This is a genomic window from Mycolicibacterium boenickei (assembly GCF_010731295.1).
GTDB classification, from domain to species: Bacteria; Actinomycetota; Actinomycetes; order Mycobacteriales; family Mycobacteriaceae; genus Mycobacterium; species Mycobacterium boenickei.
Window position 1 is genome coordinate 854,001 of sequence record NZ_AP022579.1, and the last position, 22,608, is coordinate 876,608.

The 22,608-nt window shown below is 66.8% G+C and carries 22 protein-coding genes, 1 tRNA gene and 1 other RNA gene; 16 read left to right on the forward strand and 8 right to left on the reverse strand.

The window, feature by feature from the left end:
• Positions 1-28: 28 nt before the first annotated feature.
• Together recR and G6N57_RS03820 are read right to left on the reverse strand one after the other, a co-directional pair.
• Positions 29-640: a recombination mediator RecR gene (recR, locus tag G6N57_RS03815; RefSeq protein WP_075923608.1), complete on the reverse strand. Its 612-nt coding sequence runs from the start codon at positions 638-640 to the stop codon at positions 29-31.
• Positions 641-973 (reverse strand): YbaB/EbfC family nucleoid-associated protein, encoded by a 333-nt coding sequence (locus G6N57_RS03820; protein ID WP_065462900.1) that lies wholly within the window; start codon positions 971-973, stop codon positions 641-643.
• A gap of 104 nt (positions 974-1,077) precedes the next feature.
• Here G6N57_RS03820 and G6N57_RS03825 point away from each other — a divergent pair, with 104 nt between their 5' ends.
• Positions 1,078-1,860 carry an Rv3717 family N-acetylmuramoyl-L-alanine amidase gene (locus tag G6N57_RS03825; protein ID WP_077738552.1) on the forward strand — a complete coding sequence of 261 codons (783 nt, stop codon included), beginning with the start codon at positions 1,078-1,080 and terminating at the stop codon, positions 1,858-1,860.
• On the opposite strand, the gene G6N57_RS03830 is transcribed toward G6N57_RS03825, so the two are convergent.
• Positions 1,857-2,294: an SRPBCC family protein gene (locus G6N57_RS03830; protein ID WP_077738551.1), complete on the reverse strand. Its 438-nt coding sequence runs from the start codon at positions 2,292-2,294 to the stop codon at positions 1,857-1,859. The genes G6N57_RS03825 and G6N57_RS03830 overlap by 4 nt on opposite strands.
• A 74-nt stretch (positions 2,295-2,368) precedes the next feature.
• Between G6N57_RS03830 and G6N57_RS03835 the strand changes: the two genes are divergently transcribed.
• Together G6N57_RS03835 and G6N57_RS03840 are read left to right on the forward strand one after the other, a co-directional pair.
• The gene (locus G6N57_RS03835; RefSeq protein ID WP_077738550.1) at positions 2,369-3,772 is read left to right on the forward strand and encodes an FAD-binding oxidoreductase; all 1,404 of its coding nucleotides are present in this window, start codon (positions 2,369-2,371) and stop codon (positions 3,770-3,772) included.
• 13 nt (positions 3,773-3,785) lie between these two features.
• Positions 3,786-5,099 carry a class I SAM-dependent methyltransferase gene (locus G6N57_RS03840; RefSeq protein ID WP_077738549.1) on the forward strand — a complete coding sequence of 438 codons (1,314 nt, stop codon included), beginning with the start codon at positions 3,786-3,788 and terminating at the stop codon, positions 5,097-5,099.
• Here the strand turns inward: G6N57_RS03840 and G6N57_RS03845 are convergent.
• A complete protein-coding gene (locus G6N57_RS03845) occupies positions 5,096-7,135 on the reverse strand; it encodes a DNA polymerase III subunits gamma/tau (RefSeq protein ID WP_163646592.1) in 2,040 nt (679 codons plus the stop codon). The two genes, G6N57_RS03840 and G6N57_RS03845, sit on opposite strands and share 4 nt — an antisense overlap.
• Before the next feature lie 200 nt (positions 7,136-7,335).
• Between G6N57_RS03845 and G6N57_RS03850 the strand changes: the two genes are divergently transcribed.
• The gene (locus G6N57_RS03850) at positions 7,336-8,232 is read left to right on the forward strand and encodes a DUF559 domain-containing protein (protein WP_077740570.1); all 897 of its coding nucleotides are present in this window, start codon (positions 7,336-7,338) and stop codon (positions 8,230-8,232) included.
• A 51-nt stretch (positions 8,233-8,283) separates the two neighbouring features.
• Here the strand turns inward: G6N57_RS03850 and G6N57_RS03855 are convergent, their stop codons facing one another.
• Together G6N57_RS03855 and ffs are read right to left on the reverse strand one after the other, a co-directional pair.
• The gene (locus tag G6N57_RS03855) at positions 8,284-9,564 is read right to left on the reverse strand and encodes an aspartate aminotransferase type Ic (protein WP_077740571.1); all 1,281 of its coding nucleotides are present in this window, start codon (positions 9,562-9,564) and stop codon (positions 8,284-8,286) included.
• A gap of 32 nt (positions 9,565-9,596) precedes the next feature.
• Positions 9,597-9,691: signal recognition particle sRNA small type (gene ffs, locus G6N57_RS03860), an RNA gene on the reverse strand.
• A 70-nt stretch (positions 9,692-9,761) separates the two neighbouring features.
• Between ffs and G6N57_RS03865 the strand changes: the two genes are divergently transcribed.
• The 7 genes from G6N57_RS03865 to G6N57_RS03895 all read left to right on the forward strand — a co-directional run bounded on the left by G6N57_RS03865 (position 9,762) and on the right by G6N57_RS03895 (position 15,745).
• Positions 9,762-9,847: transfer RNA gene (locus G6N57_RS03865), tRNA-Ser, on the forward strand.
• An 84-nt stretch (positions 9,848-9,931) separates the two neighbouring features.
• Positions 9,932-10,672 carry a lipid uptake coordinator LucA gene (locus G6N57_RS03870; RefSeq protein ID WP_077740572.1) on the forward strand — a complete coding sequence of 247 codons (741 nt, stop codon included), beginning with the start codon at positions 9,932-9,934 and terminating at the stop codon, positions 10,670-10,672.
• A 51-nt stretch (positions 10,673-10,723) separates the two neighbouring features.
• Positions 10,724-11,746 carry a S1C family serine protease gene (locus G6N57_RS03875; RefSeq protein ID WP_077740573.1) on the forward strand — a complete coding sequence of 341 codons (1,023 nt, stop codon included), beginning with the start codon at positions 10,724-10,726 and terminating at the stop codon, positions 11,744-11,746.
• Positions 11,747-11,749: 3 nt separating this feature from the next.
• On the forward strand, positions 11,750-13,285 hold the full coding sequence (locus tag G6N57_RS03880) for a PucR family transcriptional regulator (RefSeq protein ID WP_097926390.1): 1,536 nt from the start codon (positions 11,750-11,752) through the stop codon (positions 13,283-13,285).
• A 74-nt stretch (positions 13,286-13,359) separates the two neighbouring features.
• A complete protein-coding gene (locus tag G6N57_RS03885) occupies positions 13,360-14,610 on the forward strand; it encodes an NAD(P)/FAD-dependent oxidoreductase (protein WP_077740575.1) in 1,251 nt (416 codons plus the stop codon).
• A 96-nt stretch (positions 14,611-14,706) separates the two neighbouring features.
• The gene (locus G6N57_RS03890; protein ID WP_077740576.1) at positions 14,707-15,174 is read left to right on the forward strand and encodes a GreA/GreB family elongation factor; all 468 of its coding nucleotides are present in this window, start codon (positions 14,707-14,709) and stop codon (positions 15,172-15,174) included.
• Between the two features lie 4 nt (positions 15,175-15,178).
• A complete protein-coding gene (locus G6N57_RS03895; RefSeq protein WP_077740577.1) occupies positions 15,179-15,745 on the forward strand; it encodes a TetR/AcrR family transcriptional regulator in 567 nt (188 codons plus the stop codon).
• On the opposite strand, the gene G6N57_RS03900 is transcribed toward G6N57_RS03895, so the two are convergent.
• On the reverse strand, positions 15,729-16,295 hold the full coding sequence (locus tag G6N57_RS03900) for a TetR/AcrR family transcriptional regulator (RefSeq protein ID WP_077740578.1): 567 nt from the start codon (positions 16,293-16,295) through the stop codon (positions 15,729-15,731). The two genes, G6N57_RS03895 and G6N57_RS03900, sit on opposite strands and share 17 nt — an antisense overlap.
• An 85-nt stretch (positions 16,296-16,380) precedes the next feature.
• Here G6N57_RS03900 and G6N57_RS03905 point away from each other — a divergent pair, with 85 nt between their 5' ends.
• Both G6N57_RS03905 and G6N57_RS03910 read left to right on the forward strand, forming a co-directional pair.
• Entirely contained in the window at positions 16,381-17,268 is an 888-nt protein-coding gene (locus G6N57_RS03905; protein ID WP_077740579.1) for an SDR family NAD(P)-dependent oxidoreductase, read from the forward strand.
• Positions 17,265-18,317 carry an aldo/keto reductase gene (locus G6N57_RS03910; RefSeq protein WP_077740580.1) on the forward strand — a complete coding sequence of 351 codons (1,053 nt, stop codon included), beginning with the start codon at positions 17,265-17,267 and terminating at the stop codon, positions 18,315-18,317. The genes G6N57_RS03905 and G6N57_RS03910 overlap by 4 nt, the downstream gene beginning before the upstream one ends.
• Positions 18,318-18,334: 17 nt before the next feature.
• On the opposite strand, the gene G6N57_RS03915 is transcribed toward G6N57_RS03910, so the two are convergent.
• Positions 18,335-18,952 (reverse strand): TetR/AcrR family transcriptional regulator, encoded by a 618-nt coding sequence (locus tag G6N57_RS03915; protein WP_162563941.1) that lies wholly within the window; start codon positions 18,950-18,952, stop codon positions 18,335-18,337.
• A 135-nt stretch (positions 18,953-19,087) separates the two neighbouring features.
• On the opposite strand from G6N57_RS03915, the gene G6N57_RS03920 reads away from it, so the two are divergent.
• Genes G6N57_RS03920 through G6N57_RS03930 form a run of 3 tightly spaced genes read left to right on the forward strand, consistent with a single transcriptional unit; the run spans position 19,088 to position 22,588 of the window.
• On the forward strand, positions 19,088-19,531 hold the full coding sequence (locus G6N57_RS03920; RefSeq protein ID WP_077740582.1) for an MmpS family transport accessory protein: 444 nt from the start codon (positions 19,088-19,090) through the stop codon (positions 19,529-19,531).
• Positions 19,532-19,542: 11 nt separating this feature from the next.
• Complete coding sequence (locus G6N57_RS03925) at positions 19,543-22,371, forward strand: MMPL/RND family transporter (protein ID WP_165777800.1); 2,829 nt, start codon at positions 19,543-19,545, stop codon at positions 22,369-22,371.
• Entirely contained in the window at positions 22,358-22,588 is a 231-nt protein-coding gene (locus G6N57_RS03930; protein ID WP_077740584.1) for a hypothetical protein, read from the forward strand. The genes G6N57_RS03925 and G6N57_RS03930 overlap by 14 nt, the downstream gene beginning before the upstream one ends.
• The last annotated feature ends 20 nt before the right edge of the window (positions 22,589-22,608 follow it).

The following is a 22,608-nucleotide window of genomic DNA, read 5'->3' on the forward strand; positions in this document are numbered from 1 at the left end:
TACCGTTTCGGCGAACAGGCGAAAAAAATCAGGCCATGGCGCGGCGGCCGGCCAACGCCCGGCCCAGGGTGAGCTCGTCGGCGAACTCCAGGTCACCGCCCATCGGCAGACCCGACGCGATGCGGGTGACGGTGAGGCCCGGGATGTCGCGCAGCATCCGCACCAGATAGGTGGCCGTGGCCTCCCCCTCGGTGTTGGGGTCGGTCGCGATGATCACCTCGGCCACGTCGACGCCGTCGACGCGTTCTCCGATGCGGTTCAGCAGTTCTCGGATGCGCAGTTGATCGGGCCCGATGCCGGACAACGGGTCCAGTGCGCCGCCCAGCACGTGGTAGCGGCCCCGGAACTCGCGGGTGCGTTCGACGGCCTGCACGTCCTTCGGCTCCTCGACCACGCACACCAGGGAGGCGTCCCGGCGGGGGTCCTTGCAGATCCGGCAGCGTTCCTCGTCGGAGACGTTGCCGCACACCGCACAGAACGTGACGCCGTCACGGATGCGGCCCAACACCGCGGTCAGCCGATCGATGTCCGGCGGCTCGACGCTCAATAGGTGAAACGCGATCCGCTGCGCACTCTTGGGCCCGATCCCGGGGAGCTTGCCGAGCTCGTCGATCAGATCCTGTACCGGGCCTTCGAACACTCAGAGCCCCGGAAGTCCGAACCCGCTCAACCCGCCGGCCAGCGGGCCCAGGCGACTCTGCGCCAGCGTGGTCACCTGGTTGGAGGCATCGGCGAGGGCGCCGACGATGAGGTCCTGCAGGGTCTCGACGTCCTCGGGATCGACGACCTTGGGGTCGATCGCCACCGCGATCACCTCGCCGCTGCCCTTGACCGTCACCTGCACCAGCCCGCCGCCGGCCTGGCCGTGCACCTCGGAATTGGCCAGCGCTTCCTGCGCCTCCATGAGCTGCTGTTGTACCTGCTGTGCCTGCGCAAGCAGGGCCGACATGTCGGGCGTGCCTCCGGGTTGCATGAGTGGTCCCCTTGCCGTGTTGATTGCGTCTTGGTCTCGACTTGGTTGCTCTCGCCTGTCGGCGCGCGATTCGGACTTTCAGCCTAGTCGGCGCGGGGGCTAGCGTGGCGCCCGTGCGAGTCCCAGCCTGCGTGCGTGTCGGCACGGCGTTCGTCAGCAGCGTATTCATCGCCGCTGCCGTCCCCGCCGTCGTCGATGCTCCCCACGCCACCGCCGCCCCGAACGTCGCCGGAATGATCGTGTTCCTCGATCCCGGCCACAACGGCGCCAACGACGCGTCGATCAGCCGCCAGGTGCCCACCGGCCGCGGCGGCACCAAGGACTGCCAGGCCAGCGGCACCTCCACCGAGGACGGCTTCCCCGAGCACACCTTCACCTGGGACACCACGCTGCGGGTCCGCGCCCTCCTGAACCAGATGGGCGTGCGCACCGCCATGTCCCGCGGCAACGACAACGCGCTGGGGCCCTGCGTCGACGAGCGGGCCTCGATGGCCAATGCCCTGCGGCCCAACGCCATCGTGTCCATCCACGCCGACGGAGGCCCGGCCAACGGCCGCGGCTTCCACGTGCTCTATTCGTCCCCGCCGCTGAACAACGTGCAGGCCGGACCGTCGGTGCAGTTCGCCAAGACCATGCGCGACCAGCTGTCCGCGTCGGGCATCCCGCCCGCCACCTACATCGGTTCGGGCGGTCTGGACGCCCGCTCGGACATCGCCGGGCTCAACCTGGCGCAGTTCCCGTCGATCCTCGTCGAGTGCGGCAACATGAAGAACCCGGTCGACTCGTCACTGATGAAGACCCCGGACGGCCGGCAGAAGTATGCCGAGGCCATCGTCCGGGGCGTCACGGCCTACCTGGGCAGCCAGGGCGGTACCCCGGCTCGTTAACTCTCGACTTCTTTTTTCAGGTTCGCCAGCACCTCGTCCTGGATCTTGCGCAGGCCCAGCGGCGCGAACGTCTTCTCGAAGAAGCCCTTGACCCCGCCGGCGCCGGTCCAGCTGGTCTTGAGGTTGACCGACGAGCCGGTGCCCGCCGGGGCGACGGTCCAGTTGGTCACCAGGCTGGAGTTCGCGTCCTTCTCGATCACCGTGTGACCGGCCACATCCACGGACGCCTTGATGTCGCGGACCCGGGACTCGGTGGCCTGCAGCTTCCAGCTGGCCACGGTTCCCACGCCCTGACCGCCCTCGAGCACCTGGTAGTCGCGGTAATGCGAGGAAAGGATCTTCGGGCGCACGGTCTGGTAGTCCGCGATCGCGGCGAACACAGCGGCCGGCTCGGCGTTGATCAGAACCGTGCTGACCGCACTGACCTGTCCCATGTCTGAAACTCCTTTTACTCGTGTTGCTCGTGTCTGCGGTCGCATCGGTGGCAACCTCCGACTAGCGTATATGTGTGTCTGTTGTTACGACTGACGCACAAGCTGTCCATGCCCTCGGCGTGCAGCGCCTATTGGACAGTTACCGCGCCATTCCGCCCAGTTCGACGGTGCGGCTTGCCAAGCCCACGTCGAACCTCTTCCGTGCGCGAGATCGCAGCGATGTCAAGGGTCTGGACGTATCGGGCCTGACCAATGTGATCGCGGTCGACGCCGAAGCCCGCACCGCCGACGTGGCGGGCATGTGCACCTATGAAGACCTGGTCGCCGCGACGCTGCCGCACGCTCTGGCACCGCTGGTGGTGCCCCAACTCAAGACCATCACGCTGGGCGGCGCGGTCACCGGGCTCGGCATCGAATCGACCTCGTTCCGTAACGGTCTGCCGCATGAATCGGTGCTGGAGATGGACATTCTCACCGGAGCAGGCGAGATCGTCACCGCCTCACCCGAGCAGCATGCCGACCTTTTCCGGACCTTCCCCAATTCTTATGGAACGCTGGGTTATTCGACCCGGCTCCGCATCGAGCTGGAACCCGTCACCCCCTTTGTGGCGTTGCGCCACCTGCGCTTTCACTCGCTGTCCGCACTCATCGCGGCGATGGATCGAATCATCGAGACGGGCGGTCTCGACGGCCAACCGGTCGATTATCTCGACGGCGTGGTGTTCAGCACCGACGAAAGCTACCTGTGCGTCGGGTTCAAGACCACGACACCGGGCCCGGTCAGCGACTACACCGGTCAGGACATCTACTACCGCTCGATCCAGCACGCGCAGGGCGAAAAGCACGACCGCCTGACCATTCACGACTACCTGTGGCGGTGGGACACCGACTGGTTCTGGTGTTCCCGGGCCTTCGGCGCGCAGAACCCCACCATCCGGCGGTTCTGGCCGCGCCGGCTGCGCCGCAGCAGCTTCTACTGGAAACTCGTCGGCTACGACCAGCGGTTCAACATCGCCGACCGGATCGAGATCCGGAACGGCCGCCCGCCCCGGGAGCGGGTGGTACAGGACATCGAGGTGCCCCTGGAGAACTGCGAACGGTTCCTCACCTGGTTCCTGGAAAACGTCCCGATCGAACCGATCTGGCTGTGCCCGCTGCGGTTACGCGAGCATCGCCGCAACGACGCAGATATATCTGGGGCCTGGCCCCTGTATCCCCTTCGCGCCCACCACACCTACGTCAACGTCGGGTTCTGGTCGTCGGTGCCCGTCGGCCCGGTCGAGGGACACACCAACAAGCTGATCGAGGCCAAGGTCGGCGAACTCGACGGACACAAGTCCCTGTATTCCGATTCCTACTATCGCCGTGAGGATTTCGACGAGCTCTACGGCGGCGAGACCTACAAGACCGTCAAGAAGTCCTACGACCCCGATTCGCGCCTGTTTGACCTGTATTCGAAAGCCGTCTTGCGCCGATGAACGGAGAACAGCGATGACCACCTTCAAAGAACACTCGACGCACGCAAGCGATCACAAGCTCAACCTGGCCGAGATCCTGGAGATCTTCGCATCAGGTTCGCAGCCACTGAAATTCACCGCCTACGACGGCAGCAGCGCCGGCCCCGAGAACGCCACGCTCGGCCTGGACCTCAAGACCCCGCGCGGCACCACGTATCTCGCCACCGCCCCTGGTGATCTTGGTCTGGCCCGGGCCTACGTCTCCGGCGACCTGGAACCGCACGGCGTTCATCCCGGCGACCCGTACCCGCTGCTGTGCGCGCTGGCGGAGAAGATGGCGTTCAAGCGCCCGCCGGCCCGGGTACTCGCCAACATCGTCCGCTCCATCGGCATCGAACACCTCAAGCCGATCGCACCTCCCCCACAAGAGGCCCTGCCCCGGTGGCGCCGGATGATGGAGGGCCTGCGGCACAGCAAGACCCGTGACGCCGAGGCCATCCACCATCACTACGACGTGTCGAACACCTTCTACGAATGGGTGCTCGGGCCGTCGATGACCTACACCTGCGCGTGCTATCCGGACGCCGATGCCAGCCTGGAAGAGGCGCAGGACAACAAGTATCGGCTGGTCTTCGAGAAGCTGCGTCTGCAACCGGGCGACCGCTTGCTCGACGTCGGCTGCGGCTGGGGCGGCATGGTGCGCTACGCGGCCCGCCACGGGGTCAAGGCGCTCGGAGTGACGCTGTCGGCAGAGCAGGCCCGGTGGGCGCGGGAGGCCATCGCCAAGGAGGGTCTCAGCGACCTGGCCGAGGTGCGTCACGGCGACTACCGCGACATCACCGAGACCGGGTTCGACGCGGTGTCCTCGATCGGCCTGACCGAGCACATCGGGGTGCACAACTACCCGTCGTACTTCGGTTTCCTCAAGTCGAAGATGCGTCCCGGCGCGCTCCTGCTCAACCACTGCATCACCCGCCACGACAACCGAAGCGGCGCGGCCGCCGGAGGTTTCATCGATCGGTATGTGTTCCCCGACGGCGAGTTGACCGGCTCGGGGCGCATCATCACCGAGGTGCAGGACGTCGGCCTTGAGGTCATGCACGAGGAGAACCTGCGCAACCACTACGCGATGACGCTGCGCGACTGGTGTGCCAACCTCGTCGAGCACTGGGACGAGGCGGTCGCCGAGGTCGGGCTGCCCACCGCCAAGGTGTGGGGCCTGTACATGGCCGGGTCCCGGTTGGGCTTCGAGACGAATGTGGTTCAGCTGCACCAGGTTCTGGCGGTCAAACTCGACGACCGCGGCAACGACGGCGGCCTGCCGCTGCGGCCGTGGTGGACGCCCTAGCCCTCGATCTTTCGCGCACCCAACTCGTTCTGGAGCAGCTCCAGGGCGACCTCTTCGGGGTCGCGACGCGGCCCGGCCTCGCTCTGCGAAGCCTCGGCGAGCATCTCTGCCTCTTCCTGCTCCGGGGATGACGGCGGCTCCGGAACAGGTTCCGGCTCCGGCTCGGGAATGACGCGGCCAGGTCGGGTGGGCACCCGTGGTGGCGGCTTCGCGGCCTTCGGCGGGGGCGGCGGCGCGGCCTCCGCCGTGCCGACCTCACACCGGATCTGCCAATCCACGCCGAGCGCATCCTTCAGCGCCTCCCGGATCACGTCGGCGTTGCGCGATTCCGTGAGCCGCTTGGCCAACGGCGGCGAATCATGGGAGAGCACAAGCGTTTTGTCCTCGACCGCGCGGACGATCGCCCCGGACAGCATGACCTCGGTGGTCCGGCTGCGCTCCCGCACCTTCTCCCGCACCGTCGACCACATCGAGCGCACGGCGGCCGCGCTGGGCTCGCCGCCGGGGGTTACCGAGGCCGGTGCCGGCTCGGGTTCAGGCTCCGGTTCCGGAGCGGGCTCGGGCTCGAAGTCGGGCTCGGGCGGGAGCGGCGGCTCGGGCTCGGGGGCCGGAGCGGGTGGTGGTGGCGGCGCGGACACCGGCTCGGGGGCGGCCACCGGTTCAGGCGCGGCCACCGGCTCGGGAGCGGCCACCGGCGCGGCTTGTGGTTCAGGCGCGGGGGGAGCCACAGGCGGCGGGGCGGGCGCAGCAGCAGGGGTGGGCGCCGGGGCAGGAGCCTCCGCGGCCGGTGCGGCCTGACTGCGGCGCACGAACGTCTTGGCGGGCTCGGCGGCGGGGCGGGCGGCCGCGGCCTCGCCGGCCGGGATGGACAGGTCCAGCCGGGTCTCGATGCGTTCGATGCGCTGCAGCAGCGCGGATTCGGTGTCATGCGCCGACGGCAGCAGCAGCCGGGCGCACACCACCTCCAGCAGCAGCCGAGGTGCGGTTGCACCACGCATCTCGCCGAGGCCCGCGTGCACCACCTCGGCGTAGCGGGTCAGGGTGCCTGCGCCCAAGCGGGCAGCCTGCTCCCGCATCCGTTCCAGCACATCGGCCGGCGCGTCCACGACACCGCGGGTGACCGCGTCGGGCACGGCCTGCAGCACGATCAGGTCGCGGAAGCGTTCCAGCAGATCGGTGGCGAACCGCCGCGGATCATGGCCTGCGTCGATCACGGATTCCACCGCACCGAACAACGCGGCCGCGTCCCCGGCCGCCAGCGCCTCGACCGCGTCGTCGATGAGCGCCATGTCGGTGGCCCCCAGCAGGGCCAGCGCCCGCTGATACGTGATGTGGTTGCCGCTGTCGCTCTGTTCCGAGCCGGCCAGCAGCTGATCGAGCACCGAGAGCGTGTCGCGGGGCGAACCACCGCCGGCCCGGATGACCAACGGGTACACCGCGTCGTCGACGTTGACGCTCTCTTCGGCGCAGATGCGCTCGAGCAGCGGGCGCATGGTGCGCGGGGCCAGGAGCCGGAAGGGGTAGTGGTGGGTGCGCGACCGGATGGTCGGCAGCACCTTCTCCGGTTCGGTGGTGGCGAACACGAAGATCAGGTGCTCGGGCGGCTCCTCGACGATCTTGAGCAGCGCGTTGAAGCCGGCCGTGGTGACCATGTGCGCTTCGTCGATGATGAAGATGCGGTACCGCGATTGCGCGGGGGTGAAGAACGCACGATCCCGCAGCTCGCGGGTGTCGTCGACGCCGCCGTGGCTGGCCGCGTCGAGTTCGGTGACGTCGAGGTTGCCCGGGCCGTTGGGGGCCAGCGCGACGCACGACGCGCACACCCCGCAAGGCGTGGGCGTGGGCCCCTGCTCACAGTTGAGCGAGCGGGCCAGGATGCGCGCCGAGGACGTCTTACCGCAGCCGCGCGGCCCGGAGAACAGATACGCGTGGTTGATCCGGCCCGCGGTCAGCGCGGTTGATAGCGGCTCGGTGACATGTTCCTGGCCAACGACTTCCGCGAAGGTTGCCGGCCGGTATTTGCGGTAGAGAGCCACGGAAGAAGGCTACCGACTGCGTCTGACGCCGCGCCGGTGCCCGTTGACTTTGAACCCACGCACACCGCTACCCGCACAAATTCAGCGTCAGTTCCGAGTCAACGCAGAGTTCTCCACAGAGCACGATTCATCCACAGGTGGCGACGCCGAGACCGGCTTACCCGCCCGACCGTGTCCCCGCCACCGGCGACTGTCGCCGCATGAGTGAGCCCTTCATCGGCACCGAAGCCCTGGCGGCCGGCGTCGTCAACCGCTACCAGCTCAGCCGCCATCACCGCGCGATCCTGCCGAACATCTACGTGGACAAGCGAACTGCGGTGTCGCTGCGGCAACGCAGCACGGCGGCCTGGTTGTGGTCGGGTCGTAACGGGGTGATCGCGGGCGCCGCCGCGTCGGCGCTCCATGGCGCGAAGTGGGTGGGCGATGACATTCCGATCGAGTTGATCAGCGCCAAGACCAAACCACCCGAGCAGGTGATCACTCGACAGGATCTGATCTGCGACGGCGAGGTCATGCGCATCGACGGTCTGCCGGTCACGAGCGTCGAGCGCACTGCCTTTGACCTCGGACGCCGCGGGCCGATCGGTGCGGCCGTCGCGCGACTCGACGCTCTTGCCCGAGCCACCGGGCTGAAGGCGGACGACGTGATGACGCTCGCCGGACACCATCGCCACACCCGTGGCCTGCGGCAACTCGACCGGGCGCTGGATCTGTTCGACCCCGGCGGCCAGTCCCCGAAAGAAACCTGGCTGCGGCTGATGCTCATCGACGCGGGTTTTCCACGGCCGCGGACACAGATACCGGTGCTCGGGCCCGACGGCTACCCGAGGTACTTCCTCGACATGGGTTGGGAGGAACTGATGCTGGCGGTCGAATACGAAGGTGTGCAGCACGCCGATCAGCTCGGCTATGACATCTCGCGTGCCGACTACATCACGCGAGTCGGCTGGACCCAGGTAAGAGTGGCCGCGGGACACCGACGACCCGCCATCATCGCCCGGGTGGAGCGCGAATGGGACCGACTTTGGCGGCCAGAGCTCGGGATCATGCCGCGCCGGCCACCGCTGGCCGGTCCGCCGCTGGAACTCGGCTGTTGACTTTGAACCCACGCACACCGCTACCCGCACAAATGCGGCGTCAGTTCAAAGTCAACGCAACAGCGACTCGGTCGCTGCCAGCAGAGCGCAGGTGGCGAGGCCGTCGATCGCCTCGCGCACATCTGGTAGCGACGGGAACGTCGGCGCGATGCGGATGTTCTTGTCCTCGGGGTCCTTGCGGTACGGGAAAGCCGAACCGGCCTCGGTGACCGCGATCCCGGCGTCCTTGGCCAGTGCGACGGTCCGCTTGGCGGTGCCGGGCCACACGTCGAGACTCACGAAGTATCCGCCCTTGGGGTCGGTCCACGACGCGATCTTCGACTCCCCCAGGCGGTCCTCGAGGATCTCGGCGACCAAGGCGAACTTGGGGGCGATCAGCTCGCGGTGACGCTGCATCTGCAGCCGCACACCGTCGGCGTCGCCGAAGAAGCGGCTGTGGCGCAGCTGGTTGACCTTGTCTGGCCCGATCGTCTTCTTGCCCGCGTGCTGCAGGTACCAGGCGATGTTGCCCAGCGAGCCGCCGAGGAAGCTCACCCCCGCGCCGGCGAAGGTGATCTTGGAGGTCGAGGCGAACACCAAGGGACGGTTCGGGTTACCGGCCGCCTCGGCCAGGCCCAGCACGTCGACCTGACGGATGAACTCGTCGGTCAGGGTGTGGACGGCGTAGGCGTTGTCCCACATCAACCGGAAATCGTTTGCCGCCGTGCGCATTTGGACGAGACGCCGGACAACTTCCCAGGAATAGGTGACCCCGGTGGGGTTGCCGTACACCGGAACGCACCACATGCCCTTGATCGCCGGGTCGGCCGCGACGAGTTCCTCGATGAGGTCGACATCCGGCCCGTCCTCACGCATCGGCACCGGGATCATCTCGACGCCCAAGGACTCGGTGATCGCGAAATGCCGGTCATACCCGGGCGACGGGCAGAGGAACTTGACCTGCTCTTCCCGGATCCAGGGCCGCACCGAATCCACCCCGCCGTGCAGCAGCGAGAACACGATGACGTCGTGCATCATCTCCAGGCTCGCGTTGTTGCCTGCGATGAGGTTCTGCACCGGGATGCCGAGCAGTTCGCCGAAGATCTCCCGCAGCTCGGGCAGGCCGTGCAGGCCCCCGTAGTTGCGGGTGTCGGTGCCTTCGCGGTCCCGGAAGGAGTCTTTTTCCGAGCCGGGCAGCGACAGCAGCGCGTTGGACAGGTCCAACTGCTCGGGAGCCGGCTTGCCGCGGGTCAGGTCCAGGCTCAGCTTCTTGGCCTGCAGCTCCGCGTAGTTGCGCTGTTGGACTTCGTGCTGCGCGAGCAGATCGTCGCGGCCGAGAGACTGGAACGACACCGCGCGCCTTTCACAGAAGCGGAGAGCTGGACATAAGGGGACCCCGCGCACCCGCCAGAGCCCGTTGACCCTTGCTGCCTTCCGGCCCTGGGGGAGTTCACAGGATGGACGCCGCGCGGGGTCCGAAGGCGAGTGTAATACCCCGCCTGTCCCCGGCGTTTACGGGAGTGGTTCGAGCGTCGGTTACGATTGCCGACGGAGGATTCGCCTAGTGGCCTATGGCGCTCGCCTGGAACGCGGGTTGGGTTAACAGCCCTCAGGGGTTCAAATCCCCTATCCTCCGCGCTCGGGTCCGGGGTGCGACCTGCTGAATCAACCCTGATCAGCGGTTCGCACCCCGGCCCAATTTCAGTACCCGAGGAGGAGTATGGGCCGCACCGTCGCGGTGATCTGGCACGTTTCGTTTTCGATCGTGGCCGCCGGCCTCTTCTTCTTTTTCGTCCTCCCCAGATGGCCCGAACTCATGGGCCAGACATCGCCGACGCTGGGGCTGATCCTGCGGATCGTCACCGGCGTACTGATCGGTGTCGCGGCCCTGCCGGTGGTATTCACCCTGCAGCGGACCAAGCGTCCCGAGCTGTCCACCCCGGAGCTCGCGCTGCGGTTGCGGACCGCCTCGATCTCCCTGCACGTCGTGGCAGCCGTGCTGATCGTCGGCACCGCGGTCTCCGAGATCTGGTTGTCGCTGGACAGCTTCGGGCCGTGGCTGTTCGGGATCTACGGCGCCGCCGCAGCGATCGCCCTGCTCGGCATCTTGGCCTTCTACCTGGCCTTCGTCGCCGAACTGCCGCCCCCGCCGCCGAAGCCGGTCAAGACCCGCGAGAAGGCCGAGCGCCGCGGACGCAAGAAGGCTGCCGACGAGGAGGCCGCGGAGGAATCCCCCGCCGCCGAGGAAACCGAAGAGACCGAAGCAGTCGAGGAGACTGCCGAGGCCGACGCGAAAGACACCGACGCCGAAGAGGCAGAGGCAGACTCCGAAGAAGCTGCCGAAGACGACAAAGACGAGGAATCGGCGGGCACATCGCTGCGCAATCGGCGACCGTCGAGCAAGAGCGGCACCAAGCGGCGGGGCTGGCGCTCACGCGGCGAAGTCGCCACCGAAGACTGACGCAACGCCGATCGCGTCGACATCGGGTTCTTGCCCAGCCAAGATGGGTATATGAGCAAAGTGGGCTCACATCCGTTCAAAGTGATTCTCGCGGCGGCACTGACCGCCGCGGCTGCCGTCGTCGTCCCGTCCGCGCCTGCCGGCGCCGCACCGGGTGACCCGGAGACAGTGGCCTCTCAGATCGAACCCTCGGTGGCGCGCATCGACACTCGGGTGGATTACCAGCAGGCCTACGGCATCGGCACCGGCATCGTGCTGTCCCCCAGCGGGGAGGTGCTGACCAACTATCACGTCGTTCAGGGCGCGAACTCGATCAGTGCCACGGTCGGCGGGCAGCGGTTCGGGGCCGAGCTGGTCGGTTATGACCGTCAGAACGACATCGCGGTGCTGCAGTTGCACGGTGCGGCCGGGCTGCCGCCGGCACCGATCGGCGATTCGGCCGCGCTGGCACCGGGCCAGCCGGTGGTCGCGCTCGGCAACGCCGGAGGCAGCGGCGCGCCGCTGACCCGGGAGATCGGCACGGTCAGCGCGTTCAACCGGACCGTCAACGCCGAGGACGAACTCACCGGCACCAGCGACGAGATCAACGGACTGTTCGAGTTCGCCGCACCGGTACGCGCCGGTGATTCCGGCGGCCCGGTGGTCAACGACGCGGGCCAGGTCGTCGGCATGACGACGGCCGCGTCGGTGAACTTCCGGATGGGGCCCGGCGGCAAGGGATTCGCCATCCCGATCAATGACGCGATGGGCATCGCCGGGCAGATCCGGGCCCGCACCCCGTCGGCCACGGTGCACATCGGGCCGCCGACCATGCTCGGCGTCGGAGTGCGCACCGCGCAGCGCCAGAGCGGCGGCGTGATCGTGCAGGACGTCATCCCCGGCGGCCCGGCCGAAGCGGCCGGCCTGATGTCCGGCGATCTGCTCACCAATATCGAGGGCACCCCGCTGAATTCGGCTCGCACGCTGACGCTGGTGCTGGACCAGCATTACCCGGGTGACGTCGTCGGCCTGACCTGGCAGGACCAGGCCGGCCAGCAGCACACCGGCAAGGCCACGCTGGCCGCTGGGCCGTAATCCGTGGTCACGCTGGACCGCCTGATCAACGTTCTGGGCGGCTACGGGGTGCGGCTTCGCACCCAGGCAAACGGCGCCTGCCCGGCGCCACGCTCCACCGAGCTGCGCAGCGTCGTGATGCACGAACCCGGTCAGGTGATCGGCGACGTCCTGCTGGCGGTCGGGGCCGAGTCCGTGGCCCAGGCCGTGCGATGGGCCGCGGCGGCGCGCGCCGTGGCGGTGCTGGTCCGTGGGTTCGACGAGCCGACCGATGACGGGTCGGTGGCCGACGACGGCATCGCGGTGATGACAGTGGATCCCGAAGTCTCCTGGAGCGAGCTGGCGGCCGTGGTCTACGGCGTGGTGCTGGAAGGCCGGGAGACCGAGTCCGGGCGCGGCCCAACCGATTTGTTCGCACTGGCCGACAGCGTCGCCGACGCGGTGGGCGGTTCGGTCACCATCGAGGACCGGCGCAGCGCGGTCCTGGCGTATTCGCGCTTGCAACAGCACGCTGACCCGGCCCGCGCCGAGACGATCCTCAGCCGCGGCGCACCGGAACGGCTGCGTGCCCTGTTCGAAGCCCGCGGAGTGTTCCGGCATCTGGCCGAATCCGACGAGCCGATGTTCGTCGAGGGCGACGACGAGCGCGGCCTGACGGGGCGGATGGTCGTGGCTGCCCGGGCCGGTCGCGAATTGCTCGGCTCGATCTGGGTGACGTGCGCCGAGCCGTTGCCCGACGCCCGCCGAGCCGCGCTGGCCGACGGTGCCCGCATGGTCGCCCTGCACCTGCTGCGTTCGCGCGCCAGCGCCGACTTGGAACGCCAGGTGGAATCGGAGCTCGTCATCCGCCTGCTCGAGGGCGCCGCGGACTCCACCACAGCCGCCAGCCGGCTCGGGCTGCCGCAGACACCCCTGCGGGTGATCGCGCTGCGAGCCCAGACCGCCGACGAACGGCATGCCGCGCTGCTGCTGGCATTCGAGCGGGCGACCGCCGGCTTCGGCTGGTCACGTCCCGGCCGCAGCGCCCTGGCCGGCAACACCGTGTACACCGTGCTGCCCGGCGCCGAGGCCGATGCCGCCGGCAGCTGGGTGACCGGACTGCGCGCCGCGCTGCCCGAGCGTGTGACGGTGCTGGCCGGGATCAGCGGTCCAGCCACCGCCGCTGAGCTGGCACTGGCCCGCAGTGAGGCCGACGAGTGTCTGGCGCTGCACGAGGTGCGGCGTGAGGGTCCGGCACCGGTGTACGACGAGGCCTGGGACGAGATCCTGCTGCAACGGCTTCGGATCGCGGCCCGCTCCGGCCGCGCCCCGCAGCGCGGCCCGGTCGCCGAGTTGCGGGCCCACGATCAGGCCAACGGCACGCAGTACGCGGCGACGCTGCGGGCCTGGTTGGAGGCCCAGGGCGACCTGGCCGGGGCCGGACGCACGCTCGGCGTCCACGAGAACACCGTGCGGTACCGGCTGCGCAAGATGATCGAGCTGACGCAACTCGATCTGGCCGATGCGCGCAAGCGGCTCGCGATGATGATCGAACTGGCCGCCACCGAGGAATTGTCGTAGGCCGACAATCACCACCCTTCCGATTGTCGAGAACGTGCAAACCGGGAGCACGTGGTCAGCCTCACCATGGGAGCATGAATGGGGTCGAGCGCATTGACGGCGGACCGCGGTCAGCGGTGGTCGTGGGTGCAGGCATTGTCGGCCTGTCCACGGCATGGTTTCTTCAGGAGCGCGGAGTCGAGGTCACCGTTGTCGACCGCCGCGGAGTGGCGGCGGGCGCATCGTGGGGCAACGCCGGCTGGATTTCGCCGACGCTGACCATCCCGCTCAATGATCCGGCGGTGCTGCGCTACGGCCTGCGGTCGATGTTCGACCCGGCCGCGCCCCTGCACATCCCGCTGACCTCGGGCCCCCGGCTGCTGGCGTTCCTGGCCCGGTTCGCCATGAACTGCCGGCTCTCGACGTGGACGCGGGCCGCCAGGGCCAACGTGCCGTTCAACGAGGAATGCCTCGAGGCCTACGACGTGCTGACCGCCAACGGTGTATCGGTGCCCACCACCGACGGACCGATCACGGCGCTGTTCGAAACCGCGCACCAGGCCGAACACCTGATGACCGAACTGCGCCGGATGGCCGCCGTCGGCCAGACCGTGACTGTCACCGGGCTGTCCGGTGAGACGCTGCGCGAGCACGTGCCGCTGGCGTCGGCGGCCATCACCGCGGGCATCAGTGTGGAGGGCCAGCGCTTCGTGGACCCGGGCCGGTTCGTGCATGCGCTCGGCGAGGCTGTCGTCGCCAGGGGCGCGGAGCTGGTCATCGGCGAGGTCACCGATGTGCGGGCCGAAGGCGCCGGCGTCAGCGTCGACGTGGCGGATCGTTCCCTCAAGGCCGACACCGCCGTGATCGCCACCGGCGCCTGGCTGTCGAAACTCGCCAAGCCGTGGGTGCGCACGCCGGTCCAGGGCGGACGCGGCTACTCGTTCACCGTGCCGGTGCAGCGCCCGATCCTCGGGCCCATCTATCTGCCCGACGCCCGCGTGGCCTGCACGCCGTACCAGGGCGGGCTGCGGGTGGCCGGAACCATGGAGTTCCGCTCCCCCGACGATCCGCTGCAGCCGGCGCGCGTCGACGCGATCATCGCTTCGGCCGCCCCACTGCTCGACGGTGTGGACTGGGATGCCCGCACCGATGTGTGGGTGGGTGCGCGTCCGGTCACCCCCGACGGACGTCCGCTGATCGGTGAAGTGGCACAAGGAATCTACGTGGCCGGCGGTCACGGCATGTGGGGCCTGGCCCATGGCCCGGTCACCGGCCGCCTCCTCGCCGAGTACATCACCACCGGAAAACAGCCTGAGGTCCTGCGGGAGTTCGACCCGCTGCGCTGAGGGCTCAAGACATCGCCCTAACGGGCCATCAAGCCGTCAGGGGCGGCGCACGAACCCGCCCCTGACGGCATCTCCGCATATCGGAAGGAAACGACAATGACTGTCAGCCAACGTGTTTGGTTGTCTCCACAGGCATACGAACGACTACAGACCGAGCTGTCGACGCTGCGGGAACTGATCTCGACCGAGGCCGCATCGGATTCCGACGAGAACGAGGTGGCCATTCAGCGGGCCCGCCAGACGCGCATCCAGCAGATCCACGATCTGCTGCTCAACGCGGTCGTCGGTGAGGATCCGCCCGACGACGGAGTGGCCGAGCCGGGCATGGTGCTGACCGTGCGTTTCGACCAGACCAAGGAGATCGAGACGTTCCTGCTGGGCATCCGCGGCGCCGAATACGGCGATCTGGAGGTCTATTCGGTCAACTCGCCGCTGGGCGAGGCCATCGTGGGCGCACGCCCCGGCGAGCAGCGCCAGTACGCGGTGCCCAGCGGCGAAGCCGTGCCGGTCACGCTGATCAGCGCTGTGCCGTTCGGGATGCATGAGGTCCGCGCCTTAACCTGAGTGAATGGCAGGCGAACGCAAGGGCACGCCCGGTAGCTTGACCGCCGACGACTGGATACAAGCCGGGTACGCCCTGCTGGCCTCCGACGGAATGCGGGCGCTGAAGATCGAGCGGCTCTGCGAGCAGATCGGCGCCACCCGAGGCAGCTTCTACTGGCACTTCACCGACATGAAGGGTTACCGGGCGGCGCTGGTGGCGTCGTGGAATGCGTTCTTGGAGCAGGACCGTCGCGCGCTGGCCGAGCTCGAGGATCTGCCTCCGCGCGAACGGCTGTCGCAGATGATGAGGCAGCTGCTGAGCCCCCGGCACTGGACGTTGGAGCGCGCGATGCGGGAGTGGGCCCGCTCCGACGACATCGCCGCGGCCAACGTGCGCGCAGCCGATCACCGGGTTCTGGTCGCCGTCACCAAGGCCTACCTCGACTACGGGTTCACCCCCGAGGACGCGGCCCTGCGCGGCCAGGCCACCTTCGCCACGGGTATCGGCGTGCTGCATCTCATGGACTCAGCTGACGCGCTGACGGCCGCCGACCGCTACGAACGCTTCCTGGACCTCATGCTGGCTCGATGATCGCGGAGAACACGCGCTCGAAGAGATCGGTCAATTGGTCGGTGTCGCAGTCGGCAAAGCCTGGGCTACGGATCACCCGGCGCATCAACAGGACCCCGCTCATCACCGACAACATGGCGTCGGCGCGGAGCTGACGGTCCGGCCCGGACAGTTGGCCGGCCAACCGCCGGCCGACGTGGCGCGCGATCGCGTCGCGCACGATGTTCACCGCAACCGGGTTCGAAACCGAGCGGAGCATGATCAGGAAAGGCTCCAGCGGGTCGGCATCAGGATCGGAGCGGTCGGCCAGTGCGGTGGCAGCGTCGCGCGCGAGGGCGGCTGGTTTCTCGGCCACGATCGTCGGTGGCGCGAACGACGTTTCGACCGCCTCGGCGAACAGCTGCTCCTTGGACCCGAAGTAGCGATTCACCAGCATCGCGGTGACCCCGGCGTCTCGTGCGATCTCACGAACGCCGACGCCGTCATACCCGGACAGGGCAAAGTGGCGGATCGCCGATTGCAGGATCGCCTCGCGGGTGGCAGCCGCATTGCGTGGTCGGGAGGAACCCATGCCAAGAACGCTAGGGAATATCCGGCCACAAGTCTACATATGTATACCCATCGGATGTATACGTACGTAGACATAGGAGCGCATCATGGATATCGAGTCATCGGCAACCTCATCTGTATTTCTCGTTTCGGGCGCGTCCCGCGGCCTGGGCCGCGCGATCGTCGAGGCCGCACTGAGTGCCGGGCACCGCGTCGTGGCCGGCGTCCGCTCCTCCACGGCGCTGTCCGACCTCGCCGCCGAGCAACCGGATCGCCTCGCCGTCGTCGAACTGGACGTGACCGACGACGACCAGGTGCGTGCCGCCGTAGCCACGGCGGTCGAGCGGTTCGGACGCCTGGACGTCCTGGTCAACAACGCGGGCTACGCGAACATGGCCGCGATCGAGGACTTCGACTTCGACGACTTCCGCACCCAGATCGATGCCAACTTCTTCGGCGTCGTGCGACTCACCCAAGCCGCACTACCCGTCATGCGCGCCCAACGTGCGGGCCATATCGTCCAGATTTCCTCAGTGGGCGGGCGACTCGTGCGCGCCGGCCTTGGCGCCTACCAGTCGGCCAAGTGGGCAGTCACCGGATTCTCCGGCGTGCTGGCGCAGGAAGTGGCAACGCTCGGAATCAAGGTCACTGTCCTGGAACCCGGTGGCATGCGCACCGACTGGGCCGGGTCGTCGATGCGCGTCGCCACGGTCCGTGACGAGTACGCCGACACCGTCGGTGCGTCGATAGCCCAGAGCACCCCGGAGAACCTGGGCGCCAGCGACCCGGCCAAGGTGGCCGAACTCGTCCTGTCCATCGCCGAGATGCCTGATCCCCCAAAGCGGTTGCTCGTCGGCCCCGATGCCTACCGCTACGCCACCGCCGCGGGACGCGACCTACTCGCCGACGACGAGAAGTGGGAGGCCCTCAGCCTTTCCACCGCAGCCGATGACGTCACCGCCGCTCAGGTCAACCCGCTGGGAGCCGTGAAATGACAACAACGACTCAAAGCCCCGCATTCGGCTCGGCGACCGTCACCCTCGGACACTCCGAACTGACGGTGCGCCCAGTCGGCCTGGGCTGCATGGGAATGTCGCAGTTCTACGGACCCGCCGACGACAGCGAGTCGGTGGCGACCATTCGCGCGGCCCTCGAACTCGGGGTCGACTTCCTCGATACCTCCGATGTCTATGGCGCTTCCGACATCACCTTCGGTGTGCCGATTCGTGGCTTCGGCCACAACGAGCAACTGATCGGCGGCGCGATCGCCGGGCACCGGGACGAGATCGTGCTGGCGACCAAGTTCGCGGCGAAGATCAACGACGCCGAGAACGGGATCGCCATCGACGGCCGGCCCGAGTATGTACGGGCAGCTTGTGAGGCAAGCCTGCGGCGGTTGGGTACCGACGTCATCGACCTGTACTACTACCATCGCCTCGACCCGAGCGTGCCGATCGAGGAAACCGTGGGAGCCATGGCCGAACTCGTCGCGGCGGGCAAGGTCCGTGCCATCGGGCTCAGTGAGGTCGGCCCGGACCAGATCCGCCGCGCCCACGCCACACACCCGATCTCCGCGCTGCAATCCGAGTACTCACTGTGGGAACGACGGGTCGAGGGCGGCATCACCTCGACATGCCGGGAGCTGGGCATCACCCTGGTTCCCTACAGCCCGCTGGGCCGCTCGGCGCTCACCGGTTCCCTGAAATCCGGCAGCACGTTCGCTGCGGACGACTTCCGCGCCACCAACCCGAGATTCTCTGCCGAGAACCTCGCGGTCAACCTCGAGCCCGTCGAGAAACTCCAGGCGTTGGCAGCGGAGAAAGGTTGCAGCCCAGGACAACTCGCGTTGGCCTGGTTGCTCGCCCAGCCGTTGGATGTGGTGCCGATCCCCGGCACCAAACGGATCCCGTTCGTCCGAGAGAACATCGCCGCCACCGACGTTGCGATCAGCGCAGACGAGGTGGCCCTGCTGGCCGGAATCTTCGAACCGGGGCGCATCGCCGGCGACCGCTACGCGCCGGTTCACGCCCGGACAGTTCGGTGAGGTGCCGCGGGCCCGCCTCAGACGCTCTCCACCACAGCCAAAGCCGTCGCCGGTGCCACCCCCGCGGTGATCAAGGCGGCCGCAGCCACCCGCCTGGAATCAAGATTCCAGTTCTCTTCGGCGATTGCCGCATGCAGCCCGATCGCCGAGGACTCGATCAATCGCGCGATCGCCTCCGGCGGCAGATGGTTGCTGAACTCCCCCGTGCGCTGACCGTCGGCGATGACCTCAGCAACCGTGTCACGCATCCGTCTCAGCGCTTCAATACTGTTCGCGTCGGCCTGGGCGGCAGCAATCTGCAGAAATCCCACATGGTGCCCGACCGACCACAGATCGAGATGGATCCGCGCTAGTCGTTCCGTCGCACCGGATTCCGAACGGTCCTCAGCGGCAATGCTGTTGACGGTTTCCGCGGTGCGCTCCGCCACCGCGATGACGAGATCCTCACGGGTCGCGAAGTAGCCGTAGAGGGTACGACGCACCACTCCGGCCGCCCGCGAGACATCGTCCATCGTCGCATCAGGGTTGTGCGCCCAGAGTTCGCGAGCAGCGTCGACGATTCGCACGCGATTGCGCTCACGAACGCCTAACGCAGGTAATTCCGCATCCCGTCGCAACGACTGCCCTTCGATCACTGCCGCACTGCCTTCCTGATCGTACGGACCCCGATACCCCCTGATCAGTGTCTCACACAGTGTTGAGCACTATTGCTCATTGCTGTGCAATCATGCACACTGTTGTGCAATCTACTGCTGCGGAGGGGACCGGACATGGGAATTTCATGGAGCCATCGACTGGCGAGCCGACTGTGGTTGCCCATGCTCTGCCTCGTCGTCGTAGCCACCGCAGGCGCTGCCATCAAGTCAGCTCACGGCGTCTTCGGCTCCGAGGATCGGACCCATAGCCCGGGCGGGCAGTTCGCGATCGTTCAGTTCAACCCGAAGCGCATCACGTATGAGGTGTTCGGAGACTTCGCCGGGTGGGGGCGGGTGAGCTATTGGGACGCAGACATCAACGCCGTCGACGTCGTACTCACCGCCCTGCCGTGGTCACACACCGAGACGACGGTGCTCACCACCGCGATCGCAGACATCACCGCTCAAGCCGCGGGTAACAGCATCGGCTGCCGCATCATCGTCGACGGCATCATCCGATCTGAGCGAACCGCCACGGGTGAGCATGCCGCTGTCTGGTGTCAGGTGCTGTCGGCGTGACCGGGCAGCACGTGCGAAAGCCAATATTCGCCAGGTCTATCCGGAAACTGTCGGTCCCCGTGATCCTGGCCTGGATCGCGCTCACGGTTGTCGTGAATGTCATCTCTCCGCAGTTAGAACCGGTCACCGACGCGAACCAGGGGCCCATGGTGCCCGTTGACGCGCCGTCGTCGGCAGCGTTGATACACATCGGCGACAGGTTCGACGAGTCCGACAGCAACAGCCTCATCATGATCATCCTGGAGGCTGATCGACCGCTGGGCGACGACGACCACCGGTTCTACGACGAACTGACCGCCAAACTCCAACAGGATTCCGAGCACGTGCAGTACGTCATGAATCTGTGGGGCGAAGGAACGACCGCCGCGGGGGTCCAGAGCAGTGACGGAAAGGCGTCGTACACCTTGGTCCGGATCGCCGGAAATCAAGGTTCAACGCACTCGGACGAGTCGATCAAGGCTGTGCGCAACCTGATTGCCGACACGAAAACACCGGTCGGCCTGAAGGTTTACGTCTCCGGTGCTGCGGCGTTGTCGTCGGACATGCTCAAGGTCGGCAACGAAAGCATGATCAAGATGATGTACGCGACGATCGTCATCATCACTGTGATGCTGCTCGTCGTATACCGATCGGTCAGCACTGCCTTCCTGTGCCTGTTCATGGTGATGATCGAGCTAGCCTGCGGACGCGGAATCGTCTCCTTTCTCGCCTTCCACCAGCTGATCGGCATATCCGTCTTCGCATCCAACATCCTGGTGTCGTTGATCCTCGGGGCAGGAACCGATTACGCGATATTCCTGATAGGCCGATACCACGAGGCACGAAACGGGGGTGAGGATCGTGAGGCGGCGTATTACACCGCAGTACAGGGCGTCTCACACGTCGTCCTCGGCTCCGGCCTGGCCGTCGCCGGGGCCACGTTCTGCCTCACCTTCACCCGGCTCAATTACTTCAACACCATGGGAATTCCCTGCGCGGTCGCGATGCTCACCGCCGTGGCCGCCGCCCTCACCTTCGGGCCGGCACTTCTGGCGATCGGAAGTCGCTTCGGGCTGTTCGAACCGAAATCAAAGGGCAGCACCGGCGTCTGGCGAAAGGTCGGAACTTCCGTCGTTCGCTGGCCCGGGCGCCTCCTCGCCGCGAGCAGCATCGTAATGCTCATCGGGGCCGCCATGATTCCCACTTACCGGCCCAATTACGATGACCGCGTTTATGTTCCGGATAGCACGCCGGCCAAGCAGGGATACCAGGCCGCCGATCGCCACTTCCCGGTGAGCAAGCTCAACAGCGACATGCTGCTTGTGGAAGCCGACCACGACATGCGCAATTCCACTGACATGATCGCTCTGGACCGAGTTGCCAGGAGCATTTTCCACACCCCGGGTGTCGGGATGATCCAAAGTGTCACTCGCCCTCTGGGAACCCCCCTCGAGCACTCGTCGTTCACCTTCACAATGGGCGCCATGGGCACAAAGCTCAAGGAGCTGATCCCATTCCTCACCGACTACAACAACCGCGTCACCAGCATGGTTGCGATAACCGATCGGATGACCGATCTTCTTCGCAGGCAACAAGAGTTGACAGACCAGCAGGCAAACGCAGCCCACATTCTCGCGACCTTCGCCCAGAACATGAAGGGCATCACCGCCACGATGCGCGATGACTTCGCCGACTTCGATGACCAGTTCAGGCCGATACGGAACTACTTCTATTGGGAGCCGCACTGCTTCGACATTCCGATGTGCCAGGCGTTTCGCTCACTGTTCGACATGACGGACCAACTCGACAAGATGGCCGACGAGATGAACGCCAACGTGGAGGCCTCGATGATCCAGGCCACGGTCACGCCCCGGTTGGCCGAACTCATCGGCCAAAGCGCCGATGCGCTGCAGTCGATGCGCGCAGTCATGCTTGCCCAGCAGAGCACCACCTGGCCGATGCTCACTCAGATGGACGAACTTGGTCGTCAGATGATCGACCTGGGCCAGGCGTTCGACAGCTCCAAGAACGACGAGTTCTTCTATCTCCCACCAGAAGCCTTCGATAATCCATCGTTTCAGATCGACTTGAAGTTCTTCGTCGCCCCCGATGGCAAGTCGGCCCGGTTCATCGTCTATCACGACGGCGAAGCGCTTTCGCCGGAAGGTATCGAACACAGCCAGGCGTACCTACCGGCGGCGAAAGAAGCCTTGAAAGGCACCACCCTCGCAGGCGCTCGCGTGTATCTCGGCGGGGCAGCCGCGACTTACTGGGACATCCAGGATGCCACCAGAATCGATCTCCTGATTGCCGCGATCGCGGCGTTCGCCCTGATCTTTCTCGTCATGCTGCTCATTACCCGCAGCGTCGTTGCCGCGATCGTCATCGTCGGGACTGTTGCATTCTCGTACGCTGGAGCTTTCGGGCTGTCAGTACTCGTGTGGCAGCACTTCCTTGCCATTCCGATCAGCTGGCTCAACTTGCCGATTACCTTCATAATCTTGGTCGCGGTCGGCTCGGACTACAACCTTCTCCTCATCGCCCGCTATCTGGAGGAGAGTAAAGCCGGGCTGAACACCGGCTTGATCCGAGCAGTCGCGAATTCCGGAAAGGTAGTCACGACAGCTGGTTTGGTGTTCGCGACGACGATGCTGGCCATGCTTGCCAGCGACCTGACGTCGGTCGGCCAACTGGGTTCGATCATCGGTCTGGGTCTGCTCCTCGACACGTTGATCGTCCGTTCGTTCATCACTCCCGCCATCGCCAGACTTCTCGGCCCGTTCTTCTGGTGGCCGCGACTGATACCCGCGCGCCCGGTGCGCCGTACGTGGACAGAAATCCGATCCGATGCCCACATATGACGAGTTCGATCTCCTGTTCCACGCCGCGCAGCGGCAAGGCGCCTTCGCCAGCGCCACGTTCGGCGCTGTAGCGGCATTCGGTCTGCAGGCCCAGTGGACGCCGATGGTGGCGTCGCTTCTGATCGGTCTGGTGTTCCTCGCAGCCTCGATGCGGGCCGATGACAAGGTGCGCGTGTGGGTCCACGGCGCGTGCGCCACACACCCGGATCAACCCTGAGTTTGTGTCACTTCCGATCG

Excerpts from the sequence above, each read along its gene's own strand:
- G6N57_RS03875 (WP_077740573.1), top strand. The coding sequence starts at position 10,724 with ATGAGCAAAGTGGGCTCACATCCGTTCAAAGTGATTCTCGCGGCGGCA.
- G6N57_RS03850 (WP_077740570.1), top strand. The coding sequence starts at position 7,336 with ATGAGTGAGCCCTTCATCGGCACCGAAGCCCTGGCGGCCGGCGTCGTC.
- G6N57_RS03900 (WP_077740578.1), bottom strand. The coding sequence starts at position 16,295 with ATGGGTTCCTCCCGACCACGCAATGCGGCTGCCACCCGCGAGGCGATC.
- G6N57_RS03910 (WP_077740580.1), top strand. The coding sequence starts at position 17,265 with ATGACAACAACGACTCAAAGCCCCGCATTCGGCTCGGCGACCGTCACC.
- G6N57_RS03890 (WP_077740576.1), top strand. The coding sequence starts at position 14,707 with ATGACTGTCAGCCAACGTGTTTGGTTGTCTCCACAGGCATACGAACGA.
- G6N57_RS03930 (WP_077740584.1), top strand. The coding sequence starts at position 22,358 with ATGCCCACATATGACGAGTTCGATCTCCTGTTCCACGCCGCGCAGCGG.
- G6N57_RS03920 (WP_077740582.1), top strand. The coding sequence starts at position 19,088 with ATGGGAATTTCATGGAGCCATCGACTGGCGAGCCGACTGTGGTTGCCC.
- G6N57_RS03820 (WP_065462900.1), bottom strand. The coding sequence starts at position 973 with ATGCAACCCGGAGGCACGCCCGACATGTCGGCCCTGCTTGCGCAGGCA.
- G6N57_RS03905 (WP_077740579.1), top strand. The coding sequence starts at position 16,381 with ATGGATATCGAGTCATCGGCAACCTCATCTGTATTTCTCGTTTCGGGC.
- G6N57_RS03885 (WP_077740575.1), top strand. The coding sequence starts at position 13,360 with ATGAATGGGGTCGAGCGCATTGACGGCGGACCGCGGTCAGCGGTGGTC.
- G6N57_RS03895 (WP_077740577.1), top strand. The coding sequence starts at position 15,179 with ATGGCAGGCGAACGCAAGGGCACGCCCGGTAGCTTGACCGCCGACGAC.
- G6N57_RS03840 (WP_077738549.1), top strand. The coding sequence starts at position 3,786 with ATGACCACCTTCAAAGAACACTCGACGCACGCAAGCGATCACAAGCTC.
- G6N57_RS03870 (WP_077740572.1), top strand. The coding sequence starts at position 9,932 with ATGGGCCGCACCGTCGCGGTGATCTGGCACGTTTCGTTTTCGATCGTG.
- G6N57_RS03830 (WP_077738551.1), bottom strand. The coding sequence starts at position 2,294 with ATGGGACAGGTCAGTGCGGTCAGCACGGTTCTGATCAACGCCGAGCCG.